Annotated in this window: 23 protein-coding genes; 9 read left to right on the top strand and 14 right to left on the bottom strand. The window is 63.5% G+C overall.

What is annotated here, in order from left to right; genetic code table 11:
- Positions 1-476: 476 nt before the first annotated feature.
- On the top strand, positions 477-1,820 hold the full coding sequence (locus PVZ80_RS29990; RefSeq protein ID WP_009047595.1) for an OprO/OprP family phosphate-selective porin: 1,344 nt from the start codon (positions 477-479) through the stop codon (positions 1,818-1,820).
- Positions 1,821-1,916: 96 nt separating this feature from the next.
- Here the strand turns inward: PVZ80_RS29990 and mtr are convergent, their stop codons facing one another.
- From mtr to PVZ80_RS30030, 8 genes are all read right to left on the bottom strand, one after another.
- A complete protein-coding gene (gene mtr, locus PVZ80_RS29995; RefSeq protein WP_029526995.1) occupies positions 1,917-3,194 on the bottom strand; it encodes a tryptophan permease in 1,278 nt (425 codons plus the stop codon).
- Between the two features lie 97 nt (positions 3,195-3,291).
- Positions 3,292-4,635, bottom strand: a complete 1,344-nt coding sequence (locus PVZ80_RS30000; RefSeq protein WP_273864933.1) for an amidase family protein — start codon at positions 4,633-4,635, stop codon at positions 3,292-3,294.
- A 36-nt stretch (positions 4,636-4,671) separates the two neighbouring features.
- Entirely contained in the window at positions 4,672-6,381 is a 1,710-nt protein-coding gene (locus tag PVZ80_RS30005) for an NAD(P)/FAD-dependent oxidoreductase (protein WP_273864934.1), read from the bottom strand.
- 18 nt (positions 6,382-6,399) lie between these two features.
- On the bottom strand, positions 6,400-6,870 hold the full coding sequence (locus PVZ80_RS30010; RefSeq protein WP_009047599.1) for an aromatic-ring-hydroxylating dioxygenase subunit beta: 471 nt from the start codon (positions 6,868-6,870) through the stop codon (positions 6,400-6,402).
- Entirely contained in the window at positions 6,863-8,164 is a 1,302-nt protein-coding gene (locus PVZ80_RS30015) for a Rieske 2Fe-2S domain-containing protein (protein ID WP_028681881.1), read from the bottom strand. The genes PVZ80_RS30010 and PVZ80_RS30015 overlap by 8 nt, the downstream gene beginning before the upstream one ends.
- Before the next feature lie 13 nt (positions 8,165-8,177).
- A complete protein-coding gene (locus PVZ80_RS30020) occupies positions 8,178-9,125 on the bottom strand; it encodes a PDR/VanB family oxidoreductase (protein WP_053268458.1) in 948 nt (315 codons plus the stop codon).
- Between the two features lie 14 nt (positions 9,126-9,139).
- Positions 9,140-9,541 (bottom strand): hypothetical protein, encoded by a 402-nt coding sequence (locus tag PVZ80_RS30025; protein WP_009047602.1) that lies wholly within the window; start codon positions 9,539-9,541, stop codon positions 9,140-9,142.
- Positions 9,522-10,889: an MFS transporter gene (locus tag PVZ80_RS30030; protein ID WP_009047603.1), complete on the bottom strand. Its 1,368-nt coding sequence runs from the start codon at positions 10,887-10,889 to the stop codon at positions 9,522-9,524. The genes PVZ80_RS30025 and PVZ80_RS30030 overlap by 20 nt, the downstream gene beginning before the upstream one ends.
- Positions 10,890-11,008: 119 nt before the next feature.
- On the opposite strand from PVZ80_RS30030, the gene PVZ80_RS30035 reads away from it, so the two are divergent.
- Positions 11,009-11,896 carry a LysR family transcriptional regulator gene (locus PVZ80_RS30035; RefSeq protein ID WP_009047604.1) on the top strand — a complete coding sequence of 296 codons (888 nt, stop codon included), beginning with the start codon at positions 11,009-11,011 and terminating at the stop codon, positions 11,894-11,896.
- Positions 11,897-11,941: 45 nt separating this feature from the next.
- A complete protein-coding gene (locus PVZ80_RS30040; protein ID WP_009047605.1) occupies positions 11,942-13,066 on the top strand; it encodes a GNAT family N-acetyltransferase in 1,125 nt (374 codons plus the stop codon).
- A gap of 15 nt (positions 13,067-13,081) precedes the next feature.
- On the opposite strand, the gene aqpZ is transcribed toward PVZ80_RS30040, so the two are convergent.
- The 5 genes from aqpZ to PVZ80_RS30065 form a co-directional block, all read right to left on the bottom strand.
- Positions 13,082-13,780 carry an aquaporin Z gene (aqpZ, locus tag PVZ80_RS30045; protein ID WP_009047606.1) on the bottom strand — a complete coding sequence of 233 codons (699 nt, stop codon included), beginning with the start codon at positions 13,778-13,780 and terminating at the stop codon, positions 13,082-13,084.
- A gap of 375 nt (positions 13,781-14,155) precedes the next feature.
- Positions 14,156-15,988 (bottom strand): ABC transporter ATP-binding protein, encoded by a 1,833-nt coding sequence (locus tag PVZ80_RS30050; protein ID WP_016704167.1) that lies wholly within the window; start codon positions 15,986-15,988, stop codon positions 14,156-14,158.
- Positions 15,989-16,127: 139 nt separating this feature from the next.
- Entirely contained in the window at positions 16,128-16,691 is a 564-nt protein-coding gene (locus PVZ80_RS30055) for a peptidylprolyl isomerase A (protein WP_007920626.1), read from the bottom strand.
- 3 nt (positions 16,692-16,694) lie between these two features.
- A complete protein-coding gene (locus PVZ80_RS30060; protein ID WP_124301231.1) occupies positions 16,695-17,498 on the bottom strand; it encodes an alpha/beta fold hydrolase in 804 nt (267 codons plus the stop codon).
- Between the two features lie 43 nt (positions 17,499-17,541).
- Positions 17,542-18,465, bottom strand: coding sequence for a LysR family transcriptional regulator (locus PVZ80_RS30065; RefSeq protein ID WP_007920628.1), 924 nt, complete (start codon positions 18,463-18,465; stop codon positions 17,542-17,544).
- A 49-nt stretch (positions 18,466-18,514) separates the two neighbouring features.
- Here PVZ80_RS30065 and PVZ80_RS30070 point away from each other — a divergent pair, with 49 nt between their 5' ends.
- The 3 genes from PVZ80_RS30070 (at position 18,515) to PVZ80_RS30080 (ending at position 21,156) form a co-directional block, all read left to right on the top strand.
- Positions 18,515-18,829 carry a hypothetical protein gene (locus PVZ80_RS30070; RefSeq protein ID WP_007920629.1) on the top strand — a complete coding sequence of 105 codons (315 nt, stop codon included), beginning with the start codon at positions 18,515-18,517 and terminating at the stop codon, positions 18,827-18,829.
- Between the two features lie 149 nt (positions 18,830-18,978).
- Positions 18,979-19,578 carry an FMN-dependent NADH-azoreductase gene (locus PVZ80_RS30075; RefSeq protein ID WP_016704169.1) on the top strand — a complete coding sequence of 200 codons (600 nt, stop codon included), beginning with the start codon at positions 18,979-18,981 and terminating at the stop codon, positions 19,576-19,578.
- A 705-nt stretch (positions 19,579-20,283) separates the two neighbouring features.
- Positions 20,284-21,156 carry a carboxylate/amino acid/amine transporter gene (locus tag PVZ80_RS30080; RefSeq protein WP_016704170.1) on the top strand — a complete coding sequence of 291 codons (873 nt, stop codon included), beginning with the start codon at positions 20,284-20,286 and terminating at the stop codon, positions 21,154-21,156.
- Between the two features lie 151 nt (positions 21,157-21,307).
- Here the strand turns inward: PVZ80_RS30080 and PVZ80_RS30085 are convergent, their stop codons facing one another.
- On the bottom strand, positions 21,308-22,606 hold the full coding sequence (locus tag PVZ80_RS30085; RefSeq protein ID WP_009047612.1) for a mechanosensitive ion channel family protein: 1,299 nt from the start codon (positions 22,604-22,606) through the stop codon (positions 21,308-21,310).
- 192 nt (positions 22,607-22,798) lie between these two features.
- Here PVZ80_RS30085 and PVZ80_RS30090 point away from each other — a divergent pair, with 192 nt between their 5' ends.
- The 3 genes from PVZ80_RS30090 to PVZ80_RS30100 form a co-directional block, all read left to right on the top strand.
- Positions 22,799-24,136, top strand: a complete 1,338-nt coding sequence (locus tag PVZ80_RS30090) for a DEAD/DEAH box helicase (RefSeq protein WP_009047613.1) — start codon at positions 22,799-22,801, stop codon at positions 24,134-24,136.
- A gap of 248 nt (positions 24,137-24,384) precedes the next feature.
- On the top strand, positions 24,385-26,091 hold the full coding sequence (locus PVZ80_RS30095; RefSeq protein WP_273864935.1) for a ShlB/FhaC/HecB family hemolysin secretion/activation protein: 1,707 nt from the start codon (positions 24,385-24,387) through the stop codon (positions 26,089-26,091).
- A 25-nt stretch (positions 26,092-26,116) separates the two neighbouring features.
- Positions 26,117-26,961, top strand: an 845-nt coding sequence (locus PVZ80_RS30100) for a filamentous hemagglutinin N-terminal domain-containing protein (RefSeq protein WP_273863954.1), incomplete at its 3' end; no start/stop codon positions are given.

Here is a 26,961-nt window from a genome sequence, read left to right on the forward strand (position 1 = left end):
ATTCCTGTAGCCGCTGCCGCAGGCTGCGATAAGGCCGAAGGCCTTCAGCGATCTTGAAGTCGCCGCGGCCGTTCTCCGAACGCGACCCGGGTCGACCGCAGGCTTCGCCAGCGGCTACACCAACGCCTGCAAGGCATACCAATTCCTGTAGCCGCTGCCGCAGGCTGCGATAAGGCCGAAGGCCTTCAGCGATCTTGAAGTTGCCGCGGCCGTTCTCCGAACGCGGCCCGGGTCGATCGCAGCCTGTGGTAGCGGCTACATTGGATCCCGTTTTTTCCAAAATCCCCGCCCAAGGCTCTAGTACAGGCTTTTTGCCTTATTTCGTTTGGAAGTAAAAAAGTTCCGCTGTCATCAAATCTTTATCTATCAGCAACTCCCCTGAAATAACCCGCCGCCAAGATTCCCTCCCAACACAAGCGGGCCTGACTCGCGTGTTTTTTCCAGCGCTACAGACCACCAATTAGGGGAAATCTTCGATGATCCGTAAGCACTTCGCCGGTTTTGCCGCCAGCGCCCTGGCCCTGGCAGTTACCGCCCAGGCTTTCGCTGGCACCGTCACCACCGATGGCGCCGATATCGTAGTCAAGACCAAGGGCGGCCTTGAGGTTGCCACCACAGACAAAGAGTTCAGCTTCAAGCTCGGTGGTCGCCTGCAAGCCGACTACAGCCGCTTCGACGGTGTCTACACCAAGAATGGTGACACCGCCGACGCCGCTTACTTCCGTCGCGCGTTCCTCGAACTGTCCGGCGTGCTGTACACCGACTGGGCCTACACCATCAACTACGACTTCTCCCACAACACCGGCGACTCCGATAACGGCTACTTCGACGAAGCCTCGCTGGCTTACAACGGCTTCAAGCCGGTGTCGATCAAGGTTGGTCGCTTCGACCCGGACTTCGGCCTGGAAAAAGCCACCAGCTCCAAGTGGGTCACCGCGCCGGAACGTAACATCGCCTACGACATGGTCGACTGGGCCAACACCCACCAGAACGGCATGGGCCTGCAAGCTTCCAGCACCTTCGCCGATTCCTTCTATGCCTCGGCCGGCGTGTTCAGCAAGGACACCGACGACACCGACGGCGACAGCGTCAAGCAGGTCAACGGTCGCTTCGTCTTCGCCCCGATGCACGATGCCGGCAACGTCCTGCACTTCGGTGTGAACGTGGCTTCGCGCGATGTCTCCGACACCGCTTTCGACTCCCGTTATCGCACCCGCATGGGCATGCGTGGCGTCGAGACCCTGGGTGGTAACGATGCCGGCACCAACGGCAACCGTCCGGTGCTGGGCGGCAGCTCCAGTTCGCCAGCCGGCTCCTACGACCGTGACACCGCTTTTGGTCTGGAAGCCGCGTTCGCCATGGGCCCGGCCTCGATCCAGGGTGAATACATCACCCGCAAGACCAAGGCTGATTCCAACGCCTACGAAGACATCAAGGGCCATGGCTTCTACGTGCAGGGCGCCTACACCCTGACCGGCGAATCCCGCGGCTACAAGGTTGGCAAGTTCGACGCCATCAAGCCGGCCAACAAGGCCTTCGGCGCCTGGGAACTGTTCTATCGTTACGACAGCATGACCGTCGAAGACGACAACATCACCACCGCCAGCCTGACCCGCGACGTCGGCGATGCCGAAGTCAAGGTGCACAACCTGGGTGTGAACTGGTACGCCAACGAAGCAGTGAAAATCTCTGCCACCTACGTCAAGGCCAAGACCGACAAGGTCACCAACGCCACGGCCGCCAGCGGTGGTACACCGGCCAAGCGTACCGGCGACGACGACGGCGACGGCTTCATCGTTCGCGCGCAGTACGTGTTCTGATGTCGATGCACTTGCTGTAAAGAGCTCTTTCTCATCCGTTAAAGCTCCTTTCGTTTCAGCCCCGCTCCGGCGGGGTTTTTTTTGCCCGGCTCCCGGCTAACGCCAGACCGGCAGCAGGTCGAAGCTGAACAGCAGGTGGGCCAGGGCATTGGCCAGGCCGAACAGCAGCACCAGGACGATCATCGGCGTGCCACCCCAGACCCGGTACAGCGGGCTGGCGAAGCGTTTGCGCGAGGCATGGGCGAGCAGGGCCGGGGTGATCACCGCCCAGACGGTCGCCGCCAGGCCGGCGAAGCCGATGGCGAGGATGAAGCCTTCCGGCCAGATCAGCGCGCAGCCGATCGGCGGGGCGAAGGTGACCAGCGCGCTTTTCAGGCGGCCCCGGGGGCTGTCGTCGAAGCCCAGGGAATCGGCAATGTAGTCGAACAAGCCGAGGGTGACGCCGAGGAACGAACAGGCCACGGCAAAGTTGGAGAACAGGGTCAGCAGCAGGTCGACCCGGGCGCTGTTGAGCATGCCGCCCAGGGCGCTGATCAGCACATCGATGGTGCCGCCCTGGCGGGCGATGTCCTTGAACTGATCGCGGGGCAGGGTGCCCATGGTGCAGAGCATCCACACCGTGTACAGGACCAGGGCGATCAGGGTGCCGATCAGCAGGCAGTTGCGGATGCGCTGCGGGTCCTTGCCGTAGTGCTTCATCAGGCTCGGCACGTTGCCGTGAAAGCCGAAGGAGGTCAGGCAGAACGGCAGGGTCATGAACAGATAGGGCAGGTAGTCCGGTTGCGGGTTGCCGCGATCGAGCAAAACCTGTGGCTGCACATGGCCGAGCAGGCCGCCGAAGGTCAGGAAGAAGGCAAGGATCTTGGCGCCGAACACCAGGGTGGTGATGCGGCTGACCGCCGCGGTGCTGAGCCAGACCACCAGGGCCACCGCCAGGGCGAACAGCAGGCCGCCGTTGCGCGAGGAAATCTCCAGGCCCAGGGTGTGGGCGGTGTGGCGGATCACCGAGCCGCTGGCCGAGATATAGGCATAGGTCAGGATGTACAGGACGAACACCAGGGTGGCGCCGTTGAACAGGCTCCAGCGCCGGCCGATCAGGTCGCGGGTGATGGTCGAGAAACTCGCCCCCGGCCGGTAGTTGAGGTTGGCTTCGAGGATCATCAGCCCCGAGTGCAGGGTGCAGAACCACGACAGCACCAGCACCGCGAGGGAGCCTTGGAACCACAGCCCCGACATCATCACCGGCAGCGAGAACATGCCGGCTCCGACAATGGTGCCGCCGATGATCATGGCGCCGCCGATGACCGAGGGCCGGCGTTCGGCGACCGTGCGATGGGAGGTTGAAGGGGATGAAGCGATGGACGTACCGCGCATGGCAAGGCCTGCAATGAAATTGTTATTGGAGGTAGCGAGGGTGCGCCTCGGGTAGCGGGAAACCGGCAGGCCGGCTCCCGCGCACCCGGGCGGCGATTCAGCGCAGGGCCAGCAGGCGGCTCAGTTGCTGCGCCATTTGCAGCAACTGGTGGTCCTGTCCGGGCAAGGCGTCGAACGACAGGCCTACCGGCAGGCTGCCCGCGGCGGCCACCGGCACGCTGACACTCGGCGCCGCCAGGTTGCTGGCCGGATCGGTGTTGCGTACGAAACGCTCGAAATGCTCCTGAGCGCCGCTGTCGCCCAGCAGCGGCGCGGTGCAGCTGACGGTCGGGTAGGCGATCAGGTCGAGCCGGTGCTGCTGGAACAGCCCGGCGTATTCGCGATCCAGGCGGATCTTGCTCATCAAGGCCTGCACGTAGTCCTCATAGGAAATGGCCGGGCTCTCCAACTGCGCCATAAGGGTCTTCTTGATCTGTGGGTCGCGGATCTGCGCCAGGATCTCGAGGAATCGCTCGCCGCAGCCGGCCTTCAGCAGGAAGCGCGGGAAGTCGATGAAGAACTCGAAGATCGGCAGCGGGAACTGGATGCTTTCGTTGATCTCGCCGATCAGGCGGTCGTCCACCGGCACCATCTCCACGCCCTGATCGGCCAGGCAATCGATCGCCGCGCGGCAGTCGCTGTGGACCTTGGTCTCCAGCTCGGACCAGAAGAACTGCTGGGGAATGCCGATGCGCAGGCGCTTGGGCTCGATCGGCGCGGCGCAGGAAGCACCGGTCAGCTGCCGGTGCACGAACAGCGCGTCTTCCAGGCTGCGGGTCAGCAGGCCCGGCGAGTCCTTGGTCTGGGACACCGGGACAATGCCGTCGCCAGGGTAGCCCCCGGTGCTCGGGCGGAAACCCACCACGCCGCAGAAGGCCGCGGGAATTCGCACCGAGCCGCCGGTGTCGGTGCCCACCGCGCAGGGCACCAGGCCGGCGGCCACGGCCGCGGCGCAACCGCCGCTGCTGCCGCCGGCGCTGTGTTGCAGGTGGCGCGGATTGACCACCGCGCCATAGCTCAGGTTGGCCGAGGTCACGCCGAACGACAGCTCGTGCATGTTGTTCTTGCCGGCGACCCGCGCGCCCAGCGCCTTGAAGCGCTGGACGATGCCGGCGTCCGCGGCCGGCTGGTAGTCGGCCAGGCCGGGCGTGCCGGCGGTGGTCGGCAGGCCGCTGGCATTGATGTTGTCCTTGAACGAAACCGGGATGCCGTAGAGCGGCAACTGGCGCTGCTCTGGCGTGCCGGTGTCGCCGCTGAACGCCTGCGGGGCGAAGCTGATGAAGCTGTTCAGGTGCCCGGCGTCGGCGTATTGCTCGAGCAGCGTGCGGTGCCAGGAGTCCAGGCAGAGCTTGCCCTGGCGAAACCCGTCAACGAGCGCTTCGATCGAAAGCTGGCTGTACATGAAAAAGTCTCAACGAAAGTCGGTGGGGGCCTGGGCTCAGCAATAGCGGAAGTGCGATTGCAGATCGAACAGCGGGTTGCCTTCCAGCAGTTCGCCACCGAGGCTGGCGATCACCGCGCAGGCGCCGTTCAGGGCGGTCTGCACCGCGCCTTCGGCCCAGCCGCCGGTAAACGAGCTGCCGCAGCCGGCCAGGTACAGGCCGGTGTCCTGCTGCGGGTCGAGGGCGGTCTTGAACTGGTAGAACAGGCGCTGGGAGTACAGGTCGTCGCCCGGGAAGTTCAGCTTGAACGCGCCCAGGGCCTGCTTGTCGGTGAGCCAGTCGTACTCCAGTACATAACGCTGGTAGTCGCCGTTCAGCGGTACCAGGTGGCTAGCGAACTCCGGCGCGCTCATCGCCAGTTCGTCCACCAGGCGCTTGCAGCGCTGGACCTTGTCGGTCATCGAGACCATTTTGTGCGAGTCGTCTTCCCAGGTGTAACTGATCAGCACCACGCCCCAGGAGTCCGGGTCCTGCGGGGCGTAGTCCAGGCAGTAGACGCCCTTGACCAGGGTGTCGGTCTGGATGTTCTGCGCCAGGCCATGTTTGAGCCAGAACTTGTCGCGGGTCAGGATGAACAGCTTGGACGAGCCGACCATGTGGGTTTCGTTGATCGCCCGGGCGACATCGCGATTGACGAACTGCTCGGCCTGGGTCAGGCGCATGTTGACTTGCAGGGCGCGGGTGGTGGCGGTGGTGATCACCCGGTCGCAGCCATAGGTTTCACCGTTGCAGCCTTGCAGCAGGATCTGCCCGTCGGCGCCTTTGCTGATGGATTCGATGCGGGTGCGGCAGATCCGGTCGCGCAGGGCGATGCCATGGAATTCCTCGTCGGCGATCCGCTCCCAGAGCGTGGAAATGCCGTTGGGCACCAGCCGCTGGTTGACTTCGAAGGCGTTGATCACCAGGCGCAGGATCTCGGTGAACGAGGCCCGGTACACCGACTGGAAACCACCCGAGCCGATGCCCAGGGAACCGAACAGGTGGAAGTCTTCCGGCTTGCGCCAGCGCTTGCCGCCCGGTGGGTTTTTCGAGGTGAAGATCTGCACCATGGCCGAGTAGAAAGAGTGATCGCCAAAGCAGTCCAGGTAGCGTTGCCACTCCGGCTGCACTTCGGCGTATTGCTGCTTTTCCAGCAGATCGGTGAGCAGCAGCGGCGGCGCCAGGAAGGTGCCGTCGTCCAGGCGCACGCCCTCCTTGAGAAAGGCGTTCCAGCCGCGGTGCACGGTGTTGAAGATCGGCGGTGGATTTTCCCCGGCCGGCCAGTGGTGGGTTTCGCCGCGGTAGTGGATTTCAGTGTCGACCACGCCAGGGTCGGGGAAGGCCTCGGTGGTGCCGATGCCGAAGCGGTCCAGATAATGGAACAGGCCGACTTCGCTCGGCGGGAAACGCATGGCGCCCATCTCGGCGATGAACTGCGGTTGGGTTTCGTCGAAGCACTGGGTCAGGAAACGCCCGCCGAGGTGGTCTTTCGAGGCTTCGAACAGGGTGATGCGGGTGGCGCCGGCGCGCAGCAGTTCATAGGCCGCGATCAGGCCGCTGAGGCCGGCGCCGACGATGCCGATGTGCTTGTCGGCGATCGCCGGCGGCAGGTGACCGATGGCCTGGGTGGCACGGTGCAGGAACTGCCCATAGTCGTACAACAGGTCGATGTTGGGGAACGAGCGGGTGCCTTGGGTTTCTTCGAAACCGGAGTGGGAGGAGTTCACAGGTAAGGGTCTCGGAAATCAGATGATGAGCTGCAGGCTTTCAAACGCGCGGGACGGATTGAGCAGGAGGACTTTCTTGCGCTGGATTTTCCACTGGCCGGCGAGGCACAGCAGTTGGTGCTCCACGGTCACCGGGTAATGCCATTCGCTGTCGCCACGGGCCTCGCAATACAGCATGGGGGTCAGGCAACGGGCGCTGAGGCCGTCCGGGTCGAGGCTGATCGCCGGCCGCTGGGCAATGTGCAGGCTGCGGCTCTTGGGCTGCTGCGAGAAATTGCGGGCGCTGGCCAGGCGGTTGATGCGCAGGGTGGTGAGGAAACGGTCCTCATACAGCAGGGAGGATTCGCGCAACGGGCAGGGTTGATCGTGGCGCAGCGGAATCCAGTAGTGGAAGTCGTCGCACAGCAGCTGTTGCCAGGCGTCGAAATCCTGTTGGTCGAGAAGCGCGATCTCTTGGTAGATCAGCTGTTCGAGGGGCGAGTTATCCATGGGCGGTCGATCCGTCTGGGGCCTGCATCAGCTGCTGCCAGGTGTTGTAGAAGTTGCGCATGGCCCGTTCGCTGGTGCCGGACACCACCTGGGTCTGCTCATGGGATTCGCCCGGTTCGAACAGGCGGGCGACGTTCACCCAGTCGTTGGCCTGGCTGCGCAGCCCGTCCATGGCCCGTTCGTACATTTCCACGTCGTCGTGGGCGACCATCGAGCACGGCGAGTTGATCAGGTTGTTGTACTGCACGGTTCTTTCCAGCAGCTGCACCGGCGCGCCCACCAGCTCGAAGATCCATGACTCGACCACGGTCTCGCTGGCCGAGACCGGGCGGATCACCCGCAGGGTCTGGATTGGCCCCTTGACCATCAGGTTGGGGAAATACACGGTGTTGTGCCGGGTATCGTCGAGGATCGCCGCGGCCTGGGTTTCGCCGTAGCTCTCGACCATCAGCTCCCAGTAACCGGGGATGCTGGAATAGGCCTTGTGGATCGAGTTGCTGACGCCGGTATGGCCATGGCCGTTGGGCCAGGTGCGGATGCCCATGGCGCTGAAGAACTCGTAGGACGCCATGAACGGCGAGAACAGTTCCACGGCCATCGGCGGCTGGCCGTCGTGCCCGGTTTCCTTCCACAGGCGAATGGCTTCGCCGGCCGAGGATTCGTGGGCGACCATCGGGTGGCAGGTGTCGGTCTGGTTGTCGACCACCATCTTCCAGTTGCAGCGGTGGCGGTGCAGCAAGGGCTGGCCGATGGCGCGCAATTGCCCCTGGGGCGAGCGCATGACCATGTTGTCCAGGGTCGACAGCGAGTCGCCGAAGAACTCGCTAAAGCCGACGCCCTGTTCCTTGAGGCGCACGAACACGAAGCCCCGGTAGTTCTCCACCGCGGCCACCGGCTGCATGCCCTTGTGGGCGGCGCAGCTGCTGAGGTCGCAGTCGTCGTATTCCTTTTTCACCGGGATGCTCAGCAGCTGGCCGTCGGTCTTGAAGGTCCAGGCGTGATAGGGGCAGCGGATAAAGCGCCCGACATTGCCTTGCGGCTCGGCCAGCACTTTCACGCCCTTGTGCGGGCAGCGGTTGTGCAGCACGACGATCTCGCCGTTTTTCTGCCGGACCATGGCCAGCGGTTGGCCGGCGATGTCGCCGGTGAAGAAGTCGCCGGTTTCCGGGACCAGGCTTTCATGGCCCAGGTAGCACCAGCTGGCGGCGAACACCTGTTGTTGTTCTCGCTCGAAGAGCGACGGATCAAGGAACAGCGTGCGATGCACTTCCTTGCCGTTGAAGTAGTTGTCCAACGAGGTTCTCTCTTTAGATGACCAGTTTCAGGCTTGGGCCTTTGGCCCGGGATACGCAGGGGTAGATCTTGTTGCTGCAGGCGGCCTGCTGCGGGCTCATGATGAAATCGCGGTGATCGACTTCACCTTCCAGCACGTCCAGCTCGCACACCCCGCATTCGCCGCGACGGCAGTCGTAGAGCGGCTCCAGGCCGGCCTCTTCGAGGGCGTCGAGCAGGGACTGGCCGGGCTGCACCCGCAGGTCGATGCCGGAATCCGCGGCATGCACGGCGAAGCCGGGTTCGTCTTCCGCCAGGGTGGTGTTGAAGATTTCGAAGTGGATGCGTTCGCGAGGAAAGCCCAGGCTCTGGGCATGGCTGAATACATCGTTGAGCATGGCTTGCGGGCCGCACACATACAGGCGATCCCGGGGCTGCAACTGGCCCAGCACCGCGGCCACCGACGGGCGCCCCTCGGCCGAGTCGGAGCAGTGCAGGCTCAGGCTGTCCTGCAACAGCTCGCGCATCTGCGCGGCGTAGGCAGCGTCGTCCGCGCTCTTGGCGAAATAGTGCAGCCGCGCCGGGCGCTGCCGGGCTCGCAGATGCCCGAGGATGCCGGTCAACGGCGTGATGCCGATGCCGCCGGCGAGGGCGATGTCGGCGCCGTCGCTGTCGTCCAGTTGGTAGTCGAAGGCATTGAACGGGCCGTCGAGCCGTACCTGGTCGCCAACGCTCAGTTGGTGGATATAAGCGCTGCTGGGCGAGTCGGGGTTCAGGCGAATGGCGAACACCAGGCTGCCCTGGGGCAGCTCATGTTCGGCCAGTTCGACCCGGGAGTAGTGACGCCATTGCTCGAGTTGGGGAATCCACCATTTGAAGTGGGCCCCGGCGGTGGCCTCGCAGGGGGCCGGCACAAGAGGCGCGAGAGTGATTTCCTTGATGCTTGGCGAGAGCATCAGGCACTGGGTGATCTGGTAATTCATGGGGTGACTCGCTGTCAGCTTAACGGTGTTTCATGCAGGTACAGCCACTGGGCCGAGTGCTCATGGATCCGGATCACCACCACCGAGAGGCGTGAGGTTTCCTTCTGCTCCAGGCGATGGGTTTCCTTGTAGCGGATCGCCGCGCTGTGGCCTTCGTGCCAGACGGTGTGCATGTCGCTGACGAGGATCTCCAGGCCGGGGCGGGCACCGACGGCGCCGCGGAACATCTGTTCGACCTGCTCGCGGCTGACGATGGCGCCCGCGGTGGTGACCATGCTGAAGTGTTCGGCGAAGGCCGGCAGCAGGCGGTCGATGGCGGCGGCGCCGTTGCCGTCCTGGTCGGTGAAGACCGCGTGGATCAGCTCGTGGACCGCATGGATGCTGTGTTTGGCCTGTTCAACGATTGTGTTGTGCATGACATTCCTTTTGCGTGGTCAGGTTGCTCATCTGCAACAGGGGTAACAGACCCATCACCGCCGCGATGACGAAGGTCAGGTGATAGGCCGGGGTAGACGCCAGGCTGGCGAGCAGCAGGTTGTAGATCATCAGGAACAGCGCGGCGCCGATGCTGAAGGACATCTGCCGGTTGATGTTCCAGATCACGCTGCCCTTGTGGGTATCGGCACCTTCGAAGTCCATCAGCGAAGTGGTTTGCGCGGTGTTGGCGCCGATGCCGCCGCCGATGCCCATCAGGCAGTAGGCGATGACGATGATCGGCAGGTCGGCGGCGCTGTCGACCAGGTACAGGGTGGCGATGCCGGCGCTGTGCAGGAGCATGCCGAGGGTGAACAGGCGCCGGGCGCCGAAGCGGTTGTAGACCCGGCCGCAGACCAGCATGGCGATGAAGGCGCCGCTGGCGTAGAGGATCATGAACATGCCGGTCAGCTTGGCGCTGAAGTGCAGGCTGTTCTGCAGGAAGAAGATGCTCAGCAGGTTGACCCCGGTGAACACCCCGGGAATCGCGTAGTAGATGAAGATCGAGGTGCTGAGCTTCTTGCTCTTGAGCAGGCTCAACTCGACGATGGCGTTGTCGCAGCGGCGGTAGTGCAGGACATACAGCACCACGCAGGTGACCCCCAGCATCAGGCAGCTCAGGGCGGCCAGCGGCGGGTAGTCGCCGCCGTACAGCGACATGCCCATCAGCAGGCTGCCCAGGGCCGCGCTGACCAGCAGCAGGCCCTTGATGTCCGGGCGCGCCAGGCTGGCGGGCCGGGCTTCCTTGATCCACAACCAGGACAGGGCGGCGGCGATCAGCGAGAACGGAATGTTGCTGTGGAACACCCAGCGCCAGGAGCTGCTGTCGACGATCACGCCGCCGATGGTCGGCGAGATGGCCGGGGCGATCAGGGCGACGGCCATCACCAGGGTGGAGATCTTGGCCCGCTGCGGGCCCTGGAACAGGTTGAAGGTCAGGGCCTGGCCCACCGGGATCAGCAAGCCGCCGCCGATGCCCTGGACGAAGCGCCAGATCACCAGCTCATGGAAGCTGCCGGCCATCCCGCACATCCATACGGCGGTGCTGAACACCAGCATCGAGGCGGTGAGGGTTTCGCGGCTGCCGAATCGTCCGGCCAGCCAGGTGCTTACCGGAATGATCAGGGTCAGGCCGAGAATATAGGCATTGGCCACCCAGGCCACGGATGAAGTCGAGACTTGCATGTCATGGGCAATACTCGGTAAAGCCACGGCCGACATGAATATGTTTATACAGTCGATAAAGAATCCGATGAGGAATATAAGAGCCACTTTGTAGCGATAAGTCATATGATCTCCCTTTTGCGGTGGGATCATAGGAGCGATAGACCGAGGGTGTCGATACGCCTATACTTGAAACATTGTTTGATGGGATTTAACAATGATTTACAAAAACAGTGAGCTATAACATGCACACGCATCTAAATCGCGTCCAGACATTCCTGGCGGTTGTCGATTTCGGTTCCTATACCAAGGCGGCCAATTACCTGTGCATCAGCAAAGCCATGGCCAGCCTGCATGTCAAGGCGCTCGAGGAAGTTTTGTCGGCGACCCTGTTGATCCGCAATACCCGCAATATATCCCTGACGGAAATAGGCCAGGACTTTTATAACGAGTTCAAGGGCATTGTCGCGGATATCGACAATGCCTTCGAAAATGTCCTGCACGGGCATAATCGTATTTCCGGTAAGTTGCGTTTCAGTTCAACTAGCGAGTATGGCGAGCGCTATATACTGCCGATCATTTCCAAGTTCACCGAACGTTATCCGGAGATCCGTCTTTGTTATAACTTCAACTCTTCGTTGAATGATCTGGTGGCGGAAAAACTCGACCTGGTGATCCGCCTGGGCAACCTCGCCGACTCGGCTTTCAAGAGCCGCAAGCTGGCCGACTACGACATCGTCCTGGTGGCCAGCCCGGACTTTCTGGCGCGCCATCCGGTGGTCGAGCCCCTGGACCTGAACAGCGTGCCGTGGATCGCCAACAGCAACCTGCAAGGGCCGACCAACTGGACCCTGAACCACCCGCAACTGGGCCAGGTCGAGGTCAGCGGGCCCAATCATTTCGAGTCCAATTCTTCCACCGCCATTCGCGCCATGACCCTGTCGTCCCTGGGGGTGTCGGTACTGCCCGGCTGGGTGGTCGAGGACGACCTGGCGAGCGGCCGGCTGGTGCGCCTGCTGCCCGACTACGCCTTGCCTTCGCAGTCGGTGAACGTGGTGTTTCCCAACAGTTCGCACCTGCCGCACAAGTCGCGGGCGTTCATCGATTTCCTGTTGCTGCACCTGGGGCAGTGATCGGCGATACTCGGCGCGTTCGTGGCATCACTTGTGGGGAACCCAATGCCGTTGCAATCCTTGACCAGCCTGGCCGCCGTCGATCCGCAGCAATGGGACGGCCTGCTCAGTGACGGCCAGCCGTTTCTGCGCCACGCCTTTCTCAGCACGCTGGAAGACAGCGGCAGCCTCGGCCCGCGTTCCGGCTGGCAGGCCGAGCACCTGCTGCATGTGCAAGACGGGCGCCTGATCGCGGCGTTGCCCAGCTACCGCAAGTGGCATTCCTACGGCGAGTACGTGTTCGACCATGGCTGGGCCGACGCCTGCGCCCGGGCCGGCATCGAGTATTACCCCAAGCTGCTGAGCGCCGTGCCTTTCAGCCCGGTCAGCGGCGCGCGGCTGCTGGCGGCGAGCCTGGAAGACGGCCTCGAACTGCTGCAAAGCCTGCCCGGTTACCTGGAGATCGAAGGGCTGTCCAGCGCCCACATCAACTTCACCGATGCCTTTACCGATGCCGCCCTGGCCGGGCAAGACGGCTGGCTGCAGCGCCTGGGTTGCCAGTTCCATTGGCAGAACCGTGGCTATCGGGACTTCCAGGACTTTCTCGATAGCCTCAGCTCGCGCAAGCGCAAACAGATGCGCAAGGAGCGAGAACAGGTGGCGGGGCAAGGCATCGAGTTCGAGTGGCTCGAAGGCCGGCAGCTCAGCGAAGCACAGTGGGATTTTGTCTACGCCTGTTACGCCAACACCTATGCGGTGCGGCGCCAGTCACCCTACCTGACCCGGGCCTTTTTCAGCCTGCTGGCCGAACGCATGCCCGAGGCCATCCGGGTGGTGCTGGCCAAGCAGAACGCCAGGCCGGTGGCCATGGCCTTCAGCCTGATCGGTGGCGACAGTTTCTACGGGCGTTACTGGGGCTGCCTGGCGGAGTTCGATCGCCTGCATTTCGAAACCTGTTTCTACCAGGGCATGGACTATGCGATCGCCCAGGGCATGCAGCGTTTCGACGCCGGGGCCCAGGGCGAGCACAAGTTGATTCGGGGGTTCGAGCCGGTGATTACCCGGTCCTGGCACTACCTGCGCCACCCGGGCCTGAAAGCGGCGGTGGAGGATTTTCTCCGGCAGGAGCGGGCGGGCGTGCTGGCTTACGCCGAAGAGGCGAGGGCCGCGCTGCCGTATCGGCAGGCGTGACCCTCGAGGTGGTTTTCAGCTGTCTTCCTTGCCCAGCCAGCGATAGATGCCACCGCCGACCACCGCGCCGAGAATCGGCGCCAGCCAGAACAGCCACAGTTGCTGGATCGCCCAGCCTCCGACGATCAAGGCCGGCCCGGTGCTGCGCGCCGGGTTGACCGAGGTGTTGGTCACCGGGATCGAGATCAGGTGGATCAGCGTCAGCGCCAGGCCGATGGCGATTGGCGCGAAGCCCACCGGCGCACGTTTATCGGTGGCGCCGAGGATGATCACCACGAACATCCCGGTCATCACCAGCTCGCTGACAAAACCCGCGGCCAGTGAATAGCCTCCCGGCGAATGTTCGCCATAACCGTTGGAAGCCAGCCCGCTGGCCAGCTCGAAGCCCGGTTTGCCGCTGGCGATGAAGTACAGCAGCGCCGCGGCGATCACCCCGCCGAGCACTTGCGCGATGACATAGGCGGGCAGTTCCTTGAGTGGAAAACGCCCGCCCACCACCAGGCCGACGGACACCGCGGGGTTGAGATGACAGCCGGAGATATGGCCGATGGCGAAGGCCATGGTCAGGACGGTAAGACCGAAGGCCAGCGCCACGCCGAGCAGGCCGATGCCGACCTCCGGGAACGCGGCCGCCAGTACGGCGCTGCCACAACCACCCAATACCAGCCAGAAGGTACCTAACAACTCAGTGACTGAACGTTTGAACAGAGACATGAAGTTATCCTTTTAGGTCGACTATCGATGCGATAAAGCCGTGATGCGGCCGTGCAGGCTGGCCGCAGGCCCTGGTCCAGAACCTAGGCTCAGTACAGCAGGCTTTTTTTACAAATCCAGTGCGAAAAAAAACGCCAGGGCCCGATGTAAAGGGCCCTGGCGTTTTTCTGTAGCCGCTGGCGCAGCCTGCGATGGGCGGGTAGTCCGCCCCCTTGTAGCCGCTGCCGAAGGCTGCGATCGGCCGCGCAGCGGTCGTAAATCTTGCAACCGTGATCTGCCTGAAGGAGCGCATTCGCCGGTTTGCGACTGCTTCGTCGGAATGCCGCCCAAGCCGATCGCAGCCTCGCAGGCTCGGCAGCGGCTACAGGGCTACGGTCAGTCGATACCGACAAAGCCTCCGGTCTGGTGCTGCCACAGGCGCGCATACAGGCCACCGTGGGCCAGCAACTCGGCATGGCTGCCGGTCTCGGCGATGCGGCCTTTTTCCAGGACCACCAGGCGGTCCATGCGGGCGATAGTCGAGAGCCGGTGGGCGATGGCGATCACGGTCTTGCCCTGCATCAGGGTTTCCAGGCTTTCCTGGATCGCCGCCTCGACTTCCGAGTCCAGGGCCGAGGTGGCCTCGTCCATGATCAGGATCGGCGCATCCTTGAGCAGCACCCGGGCAATGGCGATGCGCTGGCGCTGGCCGCCGGAGAGTTTCACCCCGCGCTCGCCGACATGGGCATCGAAGCCAGTACGGCCCTGGGCGTCGGAGAGCAATGGGATGAACTCATCGGCGCGGGCCTTGCGCACCGCTTCCCAGAGCTCCTCGTCGGTGGCGTCGGGCTTGCCGTACAACAGGTTGTCGCGGATCGAACGGTGCAGCAGCGAGGTGTCCTGGGTGATCATGCCGATCCGTTCGCGCAGGCTTTCCTGGGTCACCTCGGCGATGTTCTGGTTGTCGATCAGGATGCGCCCGCTCTCCAGGTCATAGAGCCGCAGCAACAGGTTGACCAGGGTCGACTTGCCGGCGCCGGACGGGCCGATCAGGCCGATCTTCTCCCCCGGCTTGATGATCAGGTTGAGGTCGCTGATGACCCCGGTCTTTTTCCCGTAGTGGAAATCCACATGCTCGAAACGCACTTCGCCGCTGGCCACCGCCAGGCGCGGCGCCTGTTCGCGGTCGCTGACGCTGATGGGCTGGGCGATGGTCTGCAGGCCGTCCTGGACCATGCCGATGTTCTCGAAGATGCCGTTGACCACCCACATGATCCAGCCGGACATGTTGACGATGCGGATCACCAGGCCGGTGGCCAGGGCGATGGCGCCGACCGAGATCAGCGACTGGGTCCACAGCCACAGGGCCAGGCCCGTGGTGGAGACGATCAGCAGGCCGTTCATGGCGGTGATCACCACGTCCATGCTGGTGATGACCCGCCCGGCCAGCTGGCTTTTCTCGGTCTGCTCGCCGATGGCTTCGCGCGCGTAGTTCTGCTCGAAGTGGGTGTGGGCGAACAGCTTGAGGGTGGTGATGTTGGTGTAGCCGTCGACGATCCTGCCGACCAGCTTGGAGTTGGCGTCCGAGGAAATCACCGAACGTTCCTTGACCCGCGGCACGAAGTACCAGAGCGCGCCGATGTAGCTGGCGATCCAGATCAGCAGCGGGATCATCAGGTGCCAGTCGGCCTCGGCGAATAGCACCAGGGAGCTGACCGCATAGATCAGCACGTGCCACAGCGCGTCCACCGCCTGCACCGCCGAGTCGCGCAGCGAGTTGCCGGTCTGCATGATGCGCTGGGCGATGCGCCCGGCGAAGTCGTTCTGGAAGAAGTTCAGGCTCTGCTTGAGCACATAGCTGTGGTTCTGCCAGCGAATCAGGCTGGTCATGCCCGGGCTGATGGTCTGGTGCACCAGCAGGTCGTGCAGGGCGACGAACAGCGGTCGGAAGATCAGCGCGACCACCGCCATCCAGGCCAGCTCGAGGCCGTGGGTCTTGAAGATCTCGACATTGGGCGTGCCCTGGGCCAGGTCGATGATCGTGCTCAGGTAGCTGAACAGCGACACTTCGATCAGCGCGACGAACAGGCCGACCACCAGCAGGGCGACGAAGCTCGGCCAGACTTGCTTGATGTAATAGAGGTAGAAGGGCAGTACGCGGTTGGGGGGAGCGGCAGTGGGAGCGTCGCGGAAAATATCGATCAGCTGTTCAAAACGACGATAGAGCATGGGATCTGACGCCCGCGTGGCGGGCTCTCCTTATCAGTAAGCAGGCGCAGCGCCGTGTCGGCGCTGCGCCGGGACTCCCGGCGAAGCCTTGGGCTCTGTACGAAAAGTCGGCGGATGTAGCCACTTTCCGTACAGGGCCTTAGTCGATGCGCTTGGCCGACTTGATCAGCACGGGGTCGATCGGCACGTTCTGCATGCCTTGTTTGGTGGTGGTCTGCGAGTTGACGATCTGGTCGACCACGTCCATGCCGCTCACCACCTTGGCGAACACCGCGTAACCGGCATCGCGGCCCGGATCGAGGAAGGCGTTGTCGGCGACGTTGATGAAGAACTGGCTGGTGGCCGAGTTCGGGTTCGAGGTGCGGGCCATGGACAGGGTGCCACGTACGTTATGCAGGCCGTTGCTGGCTTCGTTCTTGATCGGGTCGCGGGTTTCCTTCTGCACCATCTGCGGGGTGAAGCCGCCGCCCTGGACCATGAAGCCCGGGATCACCCGGTGAAAGATGGTGTTGGTGTAAAAGCCGCTGTCGACGTAGTCGAGGAAGTTCTTGCTGGAGATCGGGGCCTTGACCGGGTCCAGTTCGACTTCGATCTTGCCGAAGCTGGTGTCCAGCAATACGTGAGGCGCCTTGGCCGGCTGGGCGGCCATCAGGTTGGCAGCGAACAGAACGGAGCCGGCGACGAGGGCGATTTTTTTCAGCATGGGTCAGTGATCCTGGGTGGTGGTGTCGACTGCGGTTAAAAACTCGAGCAGGGTTTGGTTGAAGCGTTGCGGCTGGTCCAGCGGCGTGGCGTGACGCGAATCGGCGATCACCACCAGGCGCCCGTCGGGCAGCAGTTTCACATAGCTTTCTTTCAGTGCGACCGGGGTGTAGTCACGGTCGGCGCTGATGACCAGGGTTGGACAGGCGACTTGCGAAAGTCGTTCCTGGACCCCCCAGCCAACGATGGCATCGAAGCTTGCGAGATAAGCACGTTTGTCGTTTTTTGCCCAGCGCTCGGCCATCTTTTGCCGCAGCTCGGCCTGCTCCGGCTTGGGGAACAGTTTGCCGGCCAGGGCGGTGCCGATAGCTTCGAGGCTGAGCAGGCGCATCAGGCTCCAGCGCTTGAACCACTGCCAGGCGTCGTTGGCGCTGCGGATCTTCACCTCGGGCGCGCTGTTGACGATGCACAGGCTTTTCAGCAGCCCGGGCTGATCCACCGCGAGCTGGAAGGCGATCATGCCGCCCATGGACAGCCCCGCCAGATGCACCCGCGACAGGTTCAGGTGCTCCAGCAGGGCGACCAGGTCGGCGCTGAAACCGGCGATGCTGTAAGGCCCGCGGGGCTTGTCGGAACGGCCATGGCCACGCACGTCGGGGAGGATCAGGCGGTAATGGGCGGACAGCTCGGCGATCTGCTTTTCCCAGTCCCGGGTGCTGGAGCCGAGCCCGTGAACCAGCACCAGCGGTTCGCCATGGCCGTATTCCTCGTAGTGCAGGGTGCATCCTTCGTGTTCGAAATAGGCCATGGCTGAATTCCTGTTCAGGCGCGTGGAGGGTTCAAGTGTCGGTTCAGGCTTGTTCCGGGGCGGCGAACGGCGCGTCCAGCGGCGCGGTGTCGAAGGTGCGCAGCAGCTCGACGAGGATCTGCGTGGCCGGGCCCAGGGGCTTGTCCTTGTTCGAATACAGGTAGAAGGTCGGGTGCCGGCTGCCGCCCTGGTCCAACGGTAGCACCTTGAGCAGGCCCTCCCGGAGTTCGCGTTCGATCATGTGGCGCGGCAGCCAGGCAAAGCCCAGGCCGCTGCCGACGAAGGTGGCGGCGGTGGCCAGGCTGCCGACGGTCCAGCGTTGTTCGGCGCCGAGCCAGCCGACGTCCCGCGGCTGCTGGCGGCCGGAGTCGCGGATCACCACCTGCAGTTGGCTTTCCAGGTCCTGGAAATTCAGCTCGCGGTTCAGGCGGTGCAGGGCGTGTTCCGGGTGGGCCACGGCGACGAATTCCACCGAGCTCATCTCGGTGCCCAGGTAGCCGGAGATATTGAAGCCGCTGATGGCCAGGTCGGCCACGCCTTCGAGCAGCACCTCTTCGACCCCGGACAGCACTTCCTCGCGCAGGCGCACCCGGCAGCCGCGGCTTTGCGGCATGAAGGCGGTCAGGGCGCGGACCAGGCGCGCGCTGGGGTAGGCGGCGTCCACCACCAGGCGCACTTCGGCTTCCCAGCCCTGTTCCATGTGGTGGGCCAGGTCTTCCAGCTGGCTGGCCTGTTTCACCAGTTGCCGCGAGCGGCGCAGCAACACACCGCCGGCCTCGGTGAGCACGGCCTTGCGCCCGTCGATACGCAGCAGCGGCACGCCCAGTTGGTCCTGCATGCGCGCCACGGTGTAGCTGACAGACGATTGCGAACGGTGCAGCGCCTCGGCGGCCTGGGCGAAGCCGCCGTGATCGACCACGGCCTGCAGTGTTCGCCATTGATCGAGGGTAACGCGGGGCGCTTTCATGAGGAGCTCCTCTTGTCCTAAGCTGGCGCTCCTTATTGGAGACTGCCGAATGAGAAAATTCTGTTGTGTGTTGCTGGCCCTGCTGCCGCTCAGTGCGTTCGCCTATCCCATCGACGTGAAGAAACACCTCGAAGGCGTGAGCATCGACTACACCGCCTACGACACCGATGCTGACATCGGTTCGATCCAGGTGAACAACTACGGCACCACCGACGCCGCCTGCACGGTGGTCTTCCGCAACGGCCCCGAAGCCCCGCGCACGCGCAAGGTGGAAGTGGCGGCCGGCAAGTTCAAGAACGCCACGGCCAAGTTCAACCGCAGCATCATCAAGCTGCGCATCGACCTGACCTGTACCGCCAAGTAAGCGCAAAGCGGAGCAGGGTGCGCGACCTGCTCCGCTTATAAACGAATTTATTGATTGGTTATAGCAGTTATTTGCGCTTTTTCATCGATATGACTCTGTTTAATCTGCGCTCCATCGACCTACAGCATTCCCGATGGAGGCTACATCCCATGTCCCGCGTTCTGATCATCGAAAGCAGTGCCCGTCAGCAGGATTCCGTTTCCCGCCAGCTGACCCAGACCTTCATCAAGCAATGGCAGGCGGCCCACCCGGGCGACCAGATCACCGTGCGTGACCTGGCGGTAACCCCGGTGCCGCACCTGGACAGCAACCTGCTGGGCGGCTGGATGAAACCCGCCGAGCAGCGCAACGAGAGCGAAGAGGCCTCGCTGCAGCGTTCCAACGAACTGACCGACGAACTGCTGGCCGCCGACGTGCTGGTGATGGCCGCGCCGATGTACAACTTCGCCATCCCGAGCACCCTCAAAGCCTGGCTGGACCACGTGCTGCGTGCCGGCGTGACCTTCAAGTACACCGCAACCGGTCCCCAGGGCCTGCTCAACGGCAAGCGCGCCTATGTGCTGACCGCCCGTGGCGGCATCTACGCCGGCAGCACCGCGGATCACCAGGAACCCTACCTGCGCCAGGTGATGGGCTTCATCGGCATCCACGACGTCGAGTTCATTCACGCCGAAGGCATGAACCTGGGCGGCGACTTCCAGGAGAAGGGCCTGAACCAGGCCAACGCCAAACTGGCCCAGGTCGCTTAATCCGTTAATCGCCAGATAATCGCGCAGTGGTCTAGTAGGCCCTGCGCTCCCCTTCAAGTTTGTGTGCGCATCGAACCTCCCTTTGCACTTGTTGCTCCTGAGTGCTCCTGCCCGATTGAACGCTTTGCGAGATCGGGCTTTTTTTTGCCCGCGATTTGTCACGTCCGTTGTAGCCGCTGCCGAGCCTTGGCGAGGCTGCGATCGACGGCGCAGCCGTCGCCAAACCAGGCCCCGCGATATTTCTGATATACCGCGGTTGCCGGGTTCGCGGCTGCTATGCAGCCGATCGCAGCCTCGCCAGGGCTCGGCAGCGGCTACAAAAGCGGGGAGGCGAGTGACCGGGCCATCGGCTGCAATCGTTGCCCCGTAGCCGCTGTCGAGCATCAGCGAGGCTGCGATCGACGGCGCAGCCGTCGCCAAATCAGGCACCGCGGTATTTCTGATACACCGCGGTTGCCGGGTTCGCGGCTGCTACGCAGCCGATCGCAGCCTCGCTCGGGCTCGGCAGCGGCTACAAAAGCGGGGAGGCGAGTGACTGGGCCATCGGCTGCAACCGTTGCCCCGTAGCCGCTGTCGAGCGTCAGCGAGGCTGCGCTCGACGGCGCAGCCGTCGCCAAATCAGGCACCGTGGTATTTCTGATACACCGCTTTGCGTCGGGTGGGACAAAACCGCTATCGTCGCCTCCCTTCAAGACGAGGCGAGCAATGGGCTATCTACTTTTTGTCACGCTGATCCAGGCGTTTTCCTTCAGCCTGATCGGCGAATACCTGGCCGGGCATGTCGACAGTTATTTCGCGGTGCTGGTCCGGGTGTTGCTGGCCGGGCTGGTGTTCATCCCGCTGACCCGCTGGCGCCAGGTAGAGCCGGCGTTCATGCGCAGCATGCTGCTGATCGGCGCCTTGCAGTTCGGCGTGACCTACGTCTGCCTGTACCTGAGTTTTCGCGTGCTGACGGTGCCGGAGGTGCTGCTGTTCACCATCCTCACGCCGCTGCATGTGACCCTGATCGAGGACGCGCTGAACCGGCGCTTCAACCCCTGGGGCCTGCTGGCGGCGCTGGTAGCGGTGGCCGGGGCGGCGGTGATCCGCTTCGACCGCATCAGTCCGGACTTCTTCATGGGCTTCTTGCTGCTGCAACTGGCCAACTTCACCTACGCCGCCGGGCAGGTGTTGTACAAGCACCTGGTGGCGCGCCATCCGAGCGACCTGCCGCATTACCGGCGTTTCGGCTACTTCTACCTGGGGGCGCTGGCGGTGGTATTGCCGGCCTTCCTGCTGTTCGGCAAGCCGGACTTCCTGCCCGAAGCCCCGTTGCAATGGGCCGTGCTGCTGTTTCTCGGGCTGGTGTCCACCGCGCTGGGGCTGTACTGGTGGAACAAGGGCGCCTGCCTGGTCACTGGCGCGACCCTGGCGGTGATGAACAACCTGCATGTGCCGGTGGGGCTGCTGATCAATCTGTTGATCTGGAATCAGCATGAGGAACTGGGGCGCCTGTTCCTCGGCGCGCTGGTGATCCTGGCGGCGGTGTGGATCAGCCGTCGCGGCGTAAAAGCCGCGACTACTGCCACTGCCCTGTAGGAGCGGCCGGTCGACGCTCGATTGCCCACGATAGTGATCTGACAGGCACCGCGAGGTCAGGCCGCTGCGCGGATCGCGAGCAAGCTTCGCTCCTACAGATTGAGCAGATAGAGGGGTTGATCGCCCCGGGGACAGGGCGATCAGGCGGGGGTTACAACGCGCGCTTTTCCACCTCGGGGATATGGCTGGCGCCCAGCACCGCCGGCAGCAGGCCGGCGCGCAGGTCGTTGCCGCTCGGCTGCTGATACAGGCTCAGGCCGAACTCCGGCATCACCGCCAGCAGGTAATCGAAGATATCGCCCTGGATGCGCTCGTAGTCGGTCCACGCCGTGGTGCGGGTGAAGCAGTAGATTTCCAGCGGAATGCCCTGGGCGGTGGTCTGCATCTGGCGGACCATGCAGGTCATGTTCGGCTGGATGTCCGGATGACTCTTGAGGTACGCCAGGGCATAGGCGCGGAAGGTCCCCAGGTTGGTCATGCGGCGGCGGTTGGCCGACATGGCGGCGACATTGCCCTGGGCTTCGTTCCAGCTCTTGAGCTCGGCCTGCTTGCGACTGATGTAGTCGGTGAGCAGGTGGACCTTGCCCAGGCGCACCTCTTCCTCATCGTTGATGAAGCGCACGCCGCTGGCGTCGATGTACAGGCTGCGCTTGATCCGCCGGCCGCCGGACTGCTGCATGCCGCGCCAGTTCTTGAACGACTCGGACATCAGGCGCCAGGTGGGGATCGAGACGATGGTCTTGTCGAAGTTCTGCACCTTGACCGTGTGCAGGGTGATATCCACTACATCGCCGTCGGCGCCGACCTGGGGCATTTCGATCCAGTCGCCGACCCGCAGCATGTCGTTGCTGGTCAGTTGCACGCTGGCGACGAACGACAGCAGGGTGTCCTTGTAGACCAACAGGATCACCGCCGACATGGCGCCCAGGCCGGACAACAGCAGCAGCGGCGAGCGGTCGATCAGGGTGGCGACGATGATGATCGCGCCGAACACGAACAGCACCATCTTCGCCAGTTGCACGTAACCCTTGATCGAACGGGTGCGCGCATGTTCGGTGCGGGCGTAGATGTCCAGCAGGGCGTTGAGCAGGGCGCTGATGGCCAGTACCTGGAACAGGATGGTGAAGGCCAGGGCCAGGTTGCCGAGGAACACCAGGCTGGTCTTGCTCAGCTCCGGCACCAGGTGCAGGCCGAACTGGACCACCAGCGACGGGGTCATCTGTGCCAGGCGATGGAACACCTTGTTCTGGCGCAGGTCGTTGAGCCAGTGCAGGGACGGTTGGCGGCCGAGCAGCTTGACCGCGTGCAGGATGAGGTAGCGCGCCACTCGTCCGACGAGCAGCGCCACCACCAGCAGGATGACCAGGGCCAGGCTGGAATGCAGGAGCGGGTGCTCATCGAGCGCCCCCCAGAGGTCTTGAACGTTGAGCCAGAGCTGTTTGAAATCCATGGGGTCAGAAGCTTCCTCTATGAGACGAGACGGATCGATTAGAACATTTAAGCCGTCGAAAGTTACCGTTAAGGACGAATCGCTGACAAAAACCAATTGTTTACCGTGGTTTGCGTGAAAGAAACTCGGCCTTCGCGCCCGAAACCGTTACCCTATGCAGCTGTTTTTTTGCATATCTTCGAGGTAGCACCCGTGTTTTCCCAATTCGCCCTGCACGAACGCCTGCTCAAAGCCGTGGCCGAGCTTAAATTTGTCGAGCCAACGCCTGTGCAGGCAGCGGCCATTCCGCTCGCGCTCCAAGGGCGTGACCTGCGGGTGACGGCGCAGACCGGCAGCGGCAAGACCGCCGCGTTCGTCCTGCCGATCCTCAATCGCCTGATCGGCCCGGCGAAGATCCGCGTCAGCATCAAGACCCTGATCCTGCTGCCGACCCGTGAGCTGGCGCAGCAGACCCTGAAGGAAGTCGAACGCTTCTCGCAGTTCACCTTCATCAAGGCCGGCCTGATCACCGGCGGCGAAGACTTCAAGGTCCAGGCCGCGATGCTGCGCAAGGTGCCGGACATCCTGATCGGCACCCCGGGTCGCCTGATCGAGCAACTGAACGCCGGCAACCTCGATTTGAAAGAAGTGGAAGTGCTGGTCCTCGACGAAGCCGACCGCATGCTCGACATGGGCTTTGCCGACGACGTGCAGCGCCTGGTGGACGAGTGCCCGAACCGTCAGCAGACCATGCTGTTCTCCGCCACCACCGGTGGCTCGGGCCTGCGCGAGATGGTCGCCAAGGTCCTGAACAACCCTGAGCACCTGCAGCTCAACGCGGTCAGCCAGCTGAACGACACCACCCGCCAGCAGATCATCACCGCCGACCACAACCAGCACAAAGAGCAGATCGTCAACTGGCTGCTGGCCAACGAGACCTACCAGAAGGCCATCGTCTTCACCAACACCCGCGCCATGGCCGACCGTATCTACGGCCGCCTGGTGGCCCAGGAGTACAAGGCGTTCGTCCTGCACGGTGAGAAAGACCAGAAGGACCGCAAGCTGGCCATCGACCGCCTGAAGCAGGGCGGGGTGAAAATCCTCGTCGCCACCGACGTCGCCGCCCGCGGCCTGGATGTCGACGGCCTGGACCTGGTGATCAACTTCGACATGCCGCGCAGCGGCGACGAATACGTGCATCGCATCGGCCGTACCGGGCGTGCCGGCAATGACGGCCTGGCCATCTCGCTGATCTGCCATGGCGACTGGAACCTGATGTCGAGCATCGAGCGCTACCTCAAGCAGCACTTCGAGCGCCGCACCATCAAGGAAGTCAAAGGCACCTACAGCGGGCCGAAGAAGGTCAAGGCCTCCGGCAAGGCCGCGGGTGTGAAGAAGAAAAAGACCGACGCCAAGGGCGACAAGAAAAAAACCGTGGCCAAGGCCCCGACCAAACGCAAGACCGCCAACCGGCCGAAAAGCGATGCCCTGGTCAGCCAGGACGGCATGGCGCCGCTCAAGCGCCGCAAGCCAGCACCGGCTGCCGAATAAGCCGTAGCGCCATACAAAAAGCCCGGACCCCGTCCGGGCTTTTTATTGGCCGGCGATCAGCTGTCGGCCTTCTTCTTGGCCGCGCCTTCACTGGCTCTGGCCCCTCGACGACTTGAGTTCTTCGCTGGAACCCTCGTTGCAGAGCCTCTCTCCTGCACCAGCCGGCAGGATGAATGATTGACGCCAAAATGATGGCCAATTAACATATTGATATCATTTTGATACTAATGCGTCTCGAGGGATCGAACATGTACTCACCCGCCCTCGCGGGGAGGTTGTGCCTGGCTTTGCTGTGCTTGACTCCGCTACACCTCGTTCATGCTGCTCCCACCCCCGGTGACACCGACCTGATCCGCGAACGCCAGGACCGCCTGCTCGAAGAGCAGCGCCGGCGCCTGGAGGAACTCAAGGACCTGCCCGGAAAAGAGGCCGCTCCCACAGCGCCGACCGCGCCTGCCGACACCCGCTGTTTCCCGATCCAGGACATCGAACTCAAGGGCGCCGACAGCCTGTCCGCCGCCGAGCAGGCGCGCCTGCTCAAGCCCTATATCGGTCAGTGCCTGGGCGTCAGCCAGCTCAACGAGCTGCTCAAAGTCATCACCGACTACTACCTGGAGAAGGGCCTGGTGACCAGCCGCGCCTACCTGCCGCAGCAGGACCTGTCCGGCGGCCACTTGAAGGTGCTGGTGGTCGAGGGCCGGCTCGAAGGCTTGAAGGGCGCCGCCGACAGCCAGCTGTCCGAGCGGGAGCTGGCCATGGCCTTTCCCGGCCAGGTCGGCGCGCTGGTCAACCTGCGGGAAATCGAACAACTGGTGGACCAGCTCAACCGCCTGCCGTCGAACCAGGCACAAATGGAGCTGGCCCCCGGCAAGGAGGTCGGTGGCAGCCAAGTGCTGGTCAAGAACACTGCGCAAAAGCCCTGGCGGGCCGGGCTGTCGCGCAGCAACGACGGCCAGCGCAGCACCGGCGAGCAGCAGTGGGGCACCACCTTCGACTGGGACAGCCCGCTGGGGCTGGCCGACCAGCTGATGTTGCGCGGTGGCCACGATGCCATGAGCGACCACCAGCACACCTCCAACAACGCCATGCTCTCTTACAACCTGCCCTGGGGCTGGTGGAACTTCAGTTACACCTACAGCCAGAGCGAGTACCGCTCCCAGGCCCAGGCCAATGGTTTCAGCTTCAAGCAGACCGGCGACAGCCAGAACCACCAGCTGCGCGCCGAGCGGGTGATCCTGCGTGACGCGGTGAGCAAGACCTCGCTGAATGCCGGCCTGGCCTACCTGCGCACCAACAACTTCATCGAAGACAGCAAGCTGGCCCTGAGCAGCAATCGCCTCAGCGAAGCCCAGTTCGGCATCAACCACGGCCGGCGCATCGGCGGTGCCTTCGTCAACCTCGACCTGGGCATGCAGCACGGCATCGGTGCCTTCGACGCCCAGGACAATGGCCACCCAGGGCCGGGCGAGCCGAATGCGCGCTACCGCAAATACACCGCCACCCTCAGTTACCTGCAGCCGTTCAAGCTGTGGGGCGAGTCGTTCAGCTTCAGCAGCCTGATGACCGGCCAGCGCAGCGAAGACGTGCTGTTCAGCCCGCAGCGCACCAGCCTGGGCGGGCAGTCGTCGATTCGCGGGTACAAGGATCAGTCGCTGTCCGGCGACAGCGGCGGTTACTGGCGCAACGACCTGCGCTGGAGCCGTCCGGTGACCCTCGGCTGGCTGCGCCCGGTGTTCGCCGAGTACGGCAGCAGCCTGGGCTACGACCAGGGCGTGATCCGTGGCGACCGTTACAACGGTGAGCAGCACGGGCGTCTGTCGAGCAACTCCCTGGAGCTGTTCGCCCGCGGCCAGCACCTGGCGACCAGCGTGACCTTCGCCCATTCCCTTGAACGCCCGGATGTCCTGAGCGAGCGCGAAGCGCCGATCTACTTCCGCCTGGATTTCCTCCTCTGATTCGCGTTTTTTCGAGACCTTCGACATGGATGTTCGCCAATTCGCTTTCCTGGCCCGCCAGCCTTCTGCTGCCCTGAAAACCCGCGAGCACTTCTGGGGCATGCCCAAGCGCGGCCTGGCGTTCATCCTGGCCAACGCCATGTTCTGGCAACCGCTGTGGGCCCAGGCGGAAGGCATCGTGGTCAGCGCGCCGGGCACCAGCCTGGGGCAAGCGGGCAACGGCGTGCCCATCGTCAATATCGCCACGCCCAATGGCAGCGGCCTGTCGCACAACCAGTTCCACGACTACAACGTCGGCCAGCAGGGGCTGATCCTCAACAACGCCACCGACCGCACGCAAAGCACCCAGCTGGGCGGGATCATCGTCGGCAACCCGAACCTCAAGGGCGTCGCCGCGCAAACCATCCTCAACGAAGTCAACGGTGGCAGCCCCAGCCAACTGCGCGGTTACACCGAAGTGGCGGGGCAGTCGGCCCATGTGATCGTCGCCAACCCCTATGGCATCAGCTGCAATGGCTGCGGCTTCATCAACACCCCGAAAGCCACCCTGACCACTGGCAAGCCGGTGATCGAAAACGGCCAGCTCAGCCGTTATCAGGTCGATCAGGGGCAGGTGACCATCGAGGGCGCGACGCTCAACGCCAACAACGTCGACCGCTTCGAAATCATCACCCGCAGCGCCAAGATCAACGCCGAGATCCAGGCGAAAAACCTGAGCATCGTCACCGGGCGCAACGACGTCAACGCCCAGACACTGAACGCCACCGCCCGCGCCGACGACGGCAGCGCCAAGCCGGAACTGGCGATCGACTCTTCGGCCCTGGGCGGGATGTATGCCGGGGCGATCAAGCTGGTGGGAACTGAAGCGGG

Origin of the sequence: Pseudomonas sp. B3G-3 (assembly GCF_028640915.1) — a bacterium.
Lineage (GTDB): Bacteria > Pseudomonadota > Gammaproteobacteria > Pseudomonadales > Pseudomonadaceae > Aquipseudomonas > Aquipseudomonas chlororaphis_I.

Coding starts and splice junctions, on each gene's coding strand:
- PVZ80_RS30030 (WP_009047603.1), bottom strand. CDS start 10,889: ATGACTTATCGCTACAAAGTGGCTCTTATATTCCTCATCGGATTCTTT.
- PVZ80_RS30080 (WP_016704170.1), top strand. CDS start 20,284: ATGGGCTATCTACTTTTTGTCACGCTGATCCAGGCGTTTTCCTTCAGC.
- PVZ80_RS30040 (WP_009047605.1), top strand. CDS start 11,942: ATGCCGTTGCAATCCTTGACCAGCCTGGCCGCCGTCGATCCGCAGCAA.
- PVZ80_RS30050 (WP_016704167.1), bottom strand. CDS start 15,988: ATGCTCTATCGTCGTTTTGAACAGCTGATCGATATTTTCCGCGACGCT.
- aqpZ (WP_009047606.1), bottom strand. CDS start 13,780: ATGTCTCTGTTCAAACGTTCAGTCACTGAGTTGTTAGGTACCTTCTGG.
- PVZ80_RS30075 (WP_016704169.1), top strand. CDS start 18,979: ATGTCCCGCGTTCTGATCATCGAAAGCAGTGCCCGTCAGCAGGATTCC.
- PVZ80_RS30055 (WP_007920626.1), bottom strand. CDS start 16,691: ATGCTGAAAAAAATCGCCCTCGTCGCCGGCTCCGTTCTGTTCGCTGCC.
- PVZ80_RS30085 (WP_009047612.1), bottom strand. CDS start 22,606: ATGGATTTCAAACAGCTCTGGCTCAACGTTCAAGACCTCTGGGGGGCG.
- mtr (WP_029526995.1), bottom strand. CDS start 3,194: ATGCGCGGTACGTCCATCGCTTCATCCCCTTCAACCTCCCATCGCACG.
- PVZ80_RS30020 (WP_053268458.1), bottom strand. CDS start 9,125: ATGAATTACCAGATCACCCAGTGCCTGATGCTCTCGCCAAGCATCAAG.
- PVZ80_RS30025 (WP_009047602.1), bottom strand. CDS start 9,541: ATGCACAACACAATCGTTGAACAGGCCAAACACAGCATCCATGCGGTC.
- PVZ80_RS30060 (WP_124301231.1), bottom strand. CDS start 17,498: ATGGCCTATTTCGAACACGAAGGATGCACCCTGCACTACGAGGAATAC.
- PVZ80_RS30010 (WP_009047599.1), bottom strand. CDS start 6,870: ATGGATAACTCGCCCCTCGAACAGCTGATCTACCAAGAGATCGCGCTT.
- PVZ80_RS30070 (WP_007920629.1), top strand. CDS start 18,515: ATGAGAAAATTCTGTTGTGTGTTGCTGGCCCTGCTGCCGCTCAGTGCG.
- PVZ80_RS30035 (WP_009047604.1), top strand. CDS start 11,009: ATGCACACGCATCTAAATCGCGTCCAGACATTCCTGGCGGTTGTCGAT.
- PVZ80_RS30065 (WP_007920628.1), bottom strand. CDS start 18,465: ATGAAAGCGCCCCGCGTTACCCTCGATCAATGGCGAACACTGCAGGCC.
- PVZ80_RS29990 (WP_009047595.1), top strand. CDS start 477: ATGATCCGTAAGCACTTCGCCGGTTTTGCCGCCAGCGCCCTGGCCCTG.
- PVZ80_RS30000 (WP_273864933.1), bottom strand. CDS start 4,635: ATGTACAGCCAGCTTTCGATCGAAGCGCTCGTTGACGGGTTTCGCCAG.
- PVZ80_RS30095 (WP_273864935.1), top strand. CDS start 24,385: ATGTACTCACCCGCCCTCGCGGGGAGGTTGTGCCTGGCTTTGCTGTGC.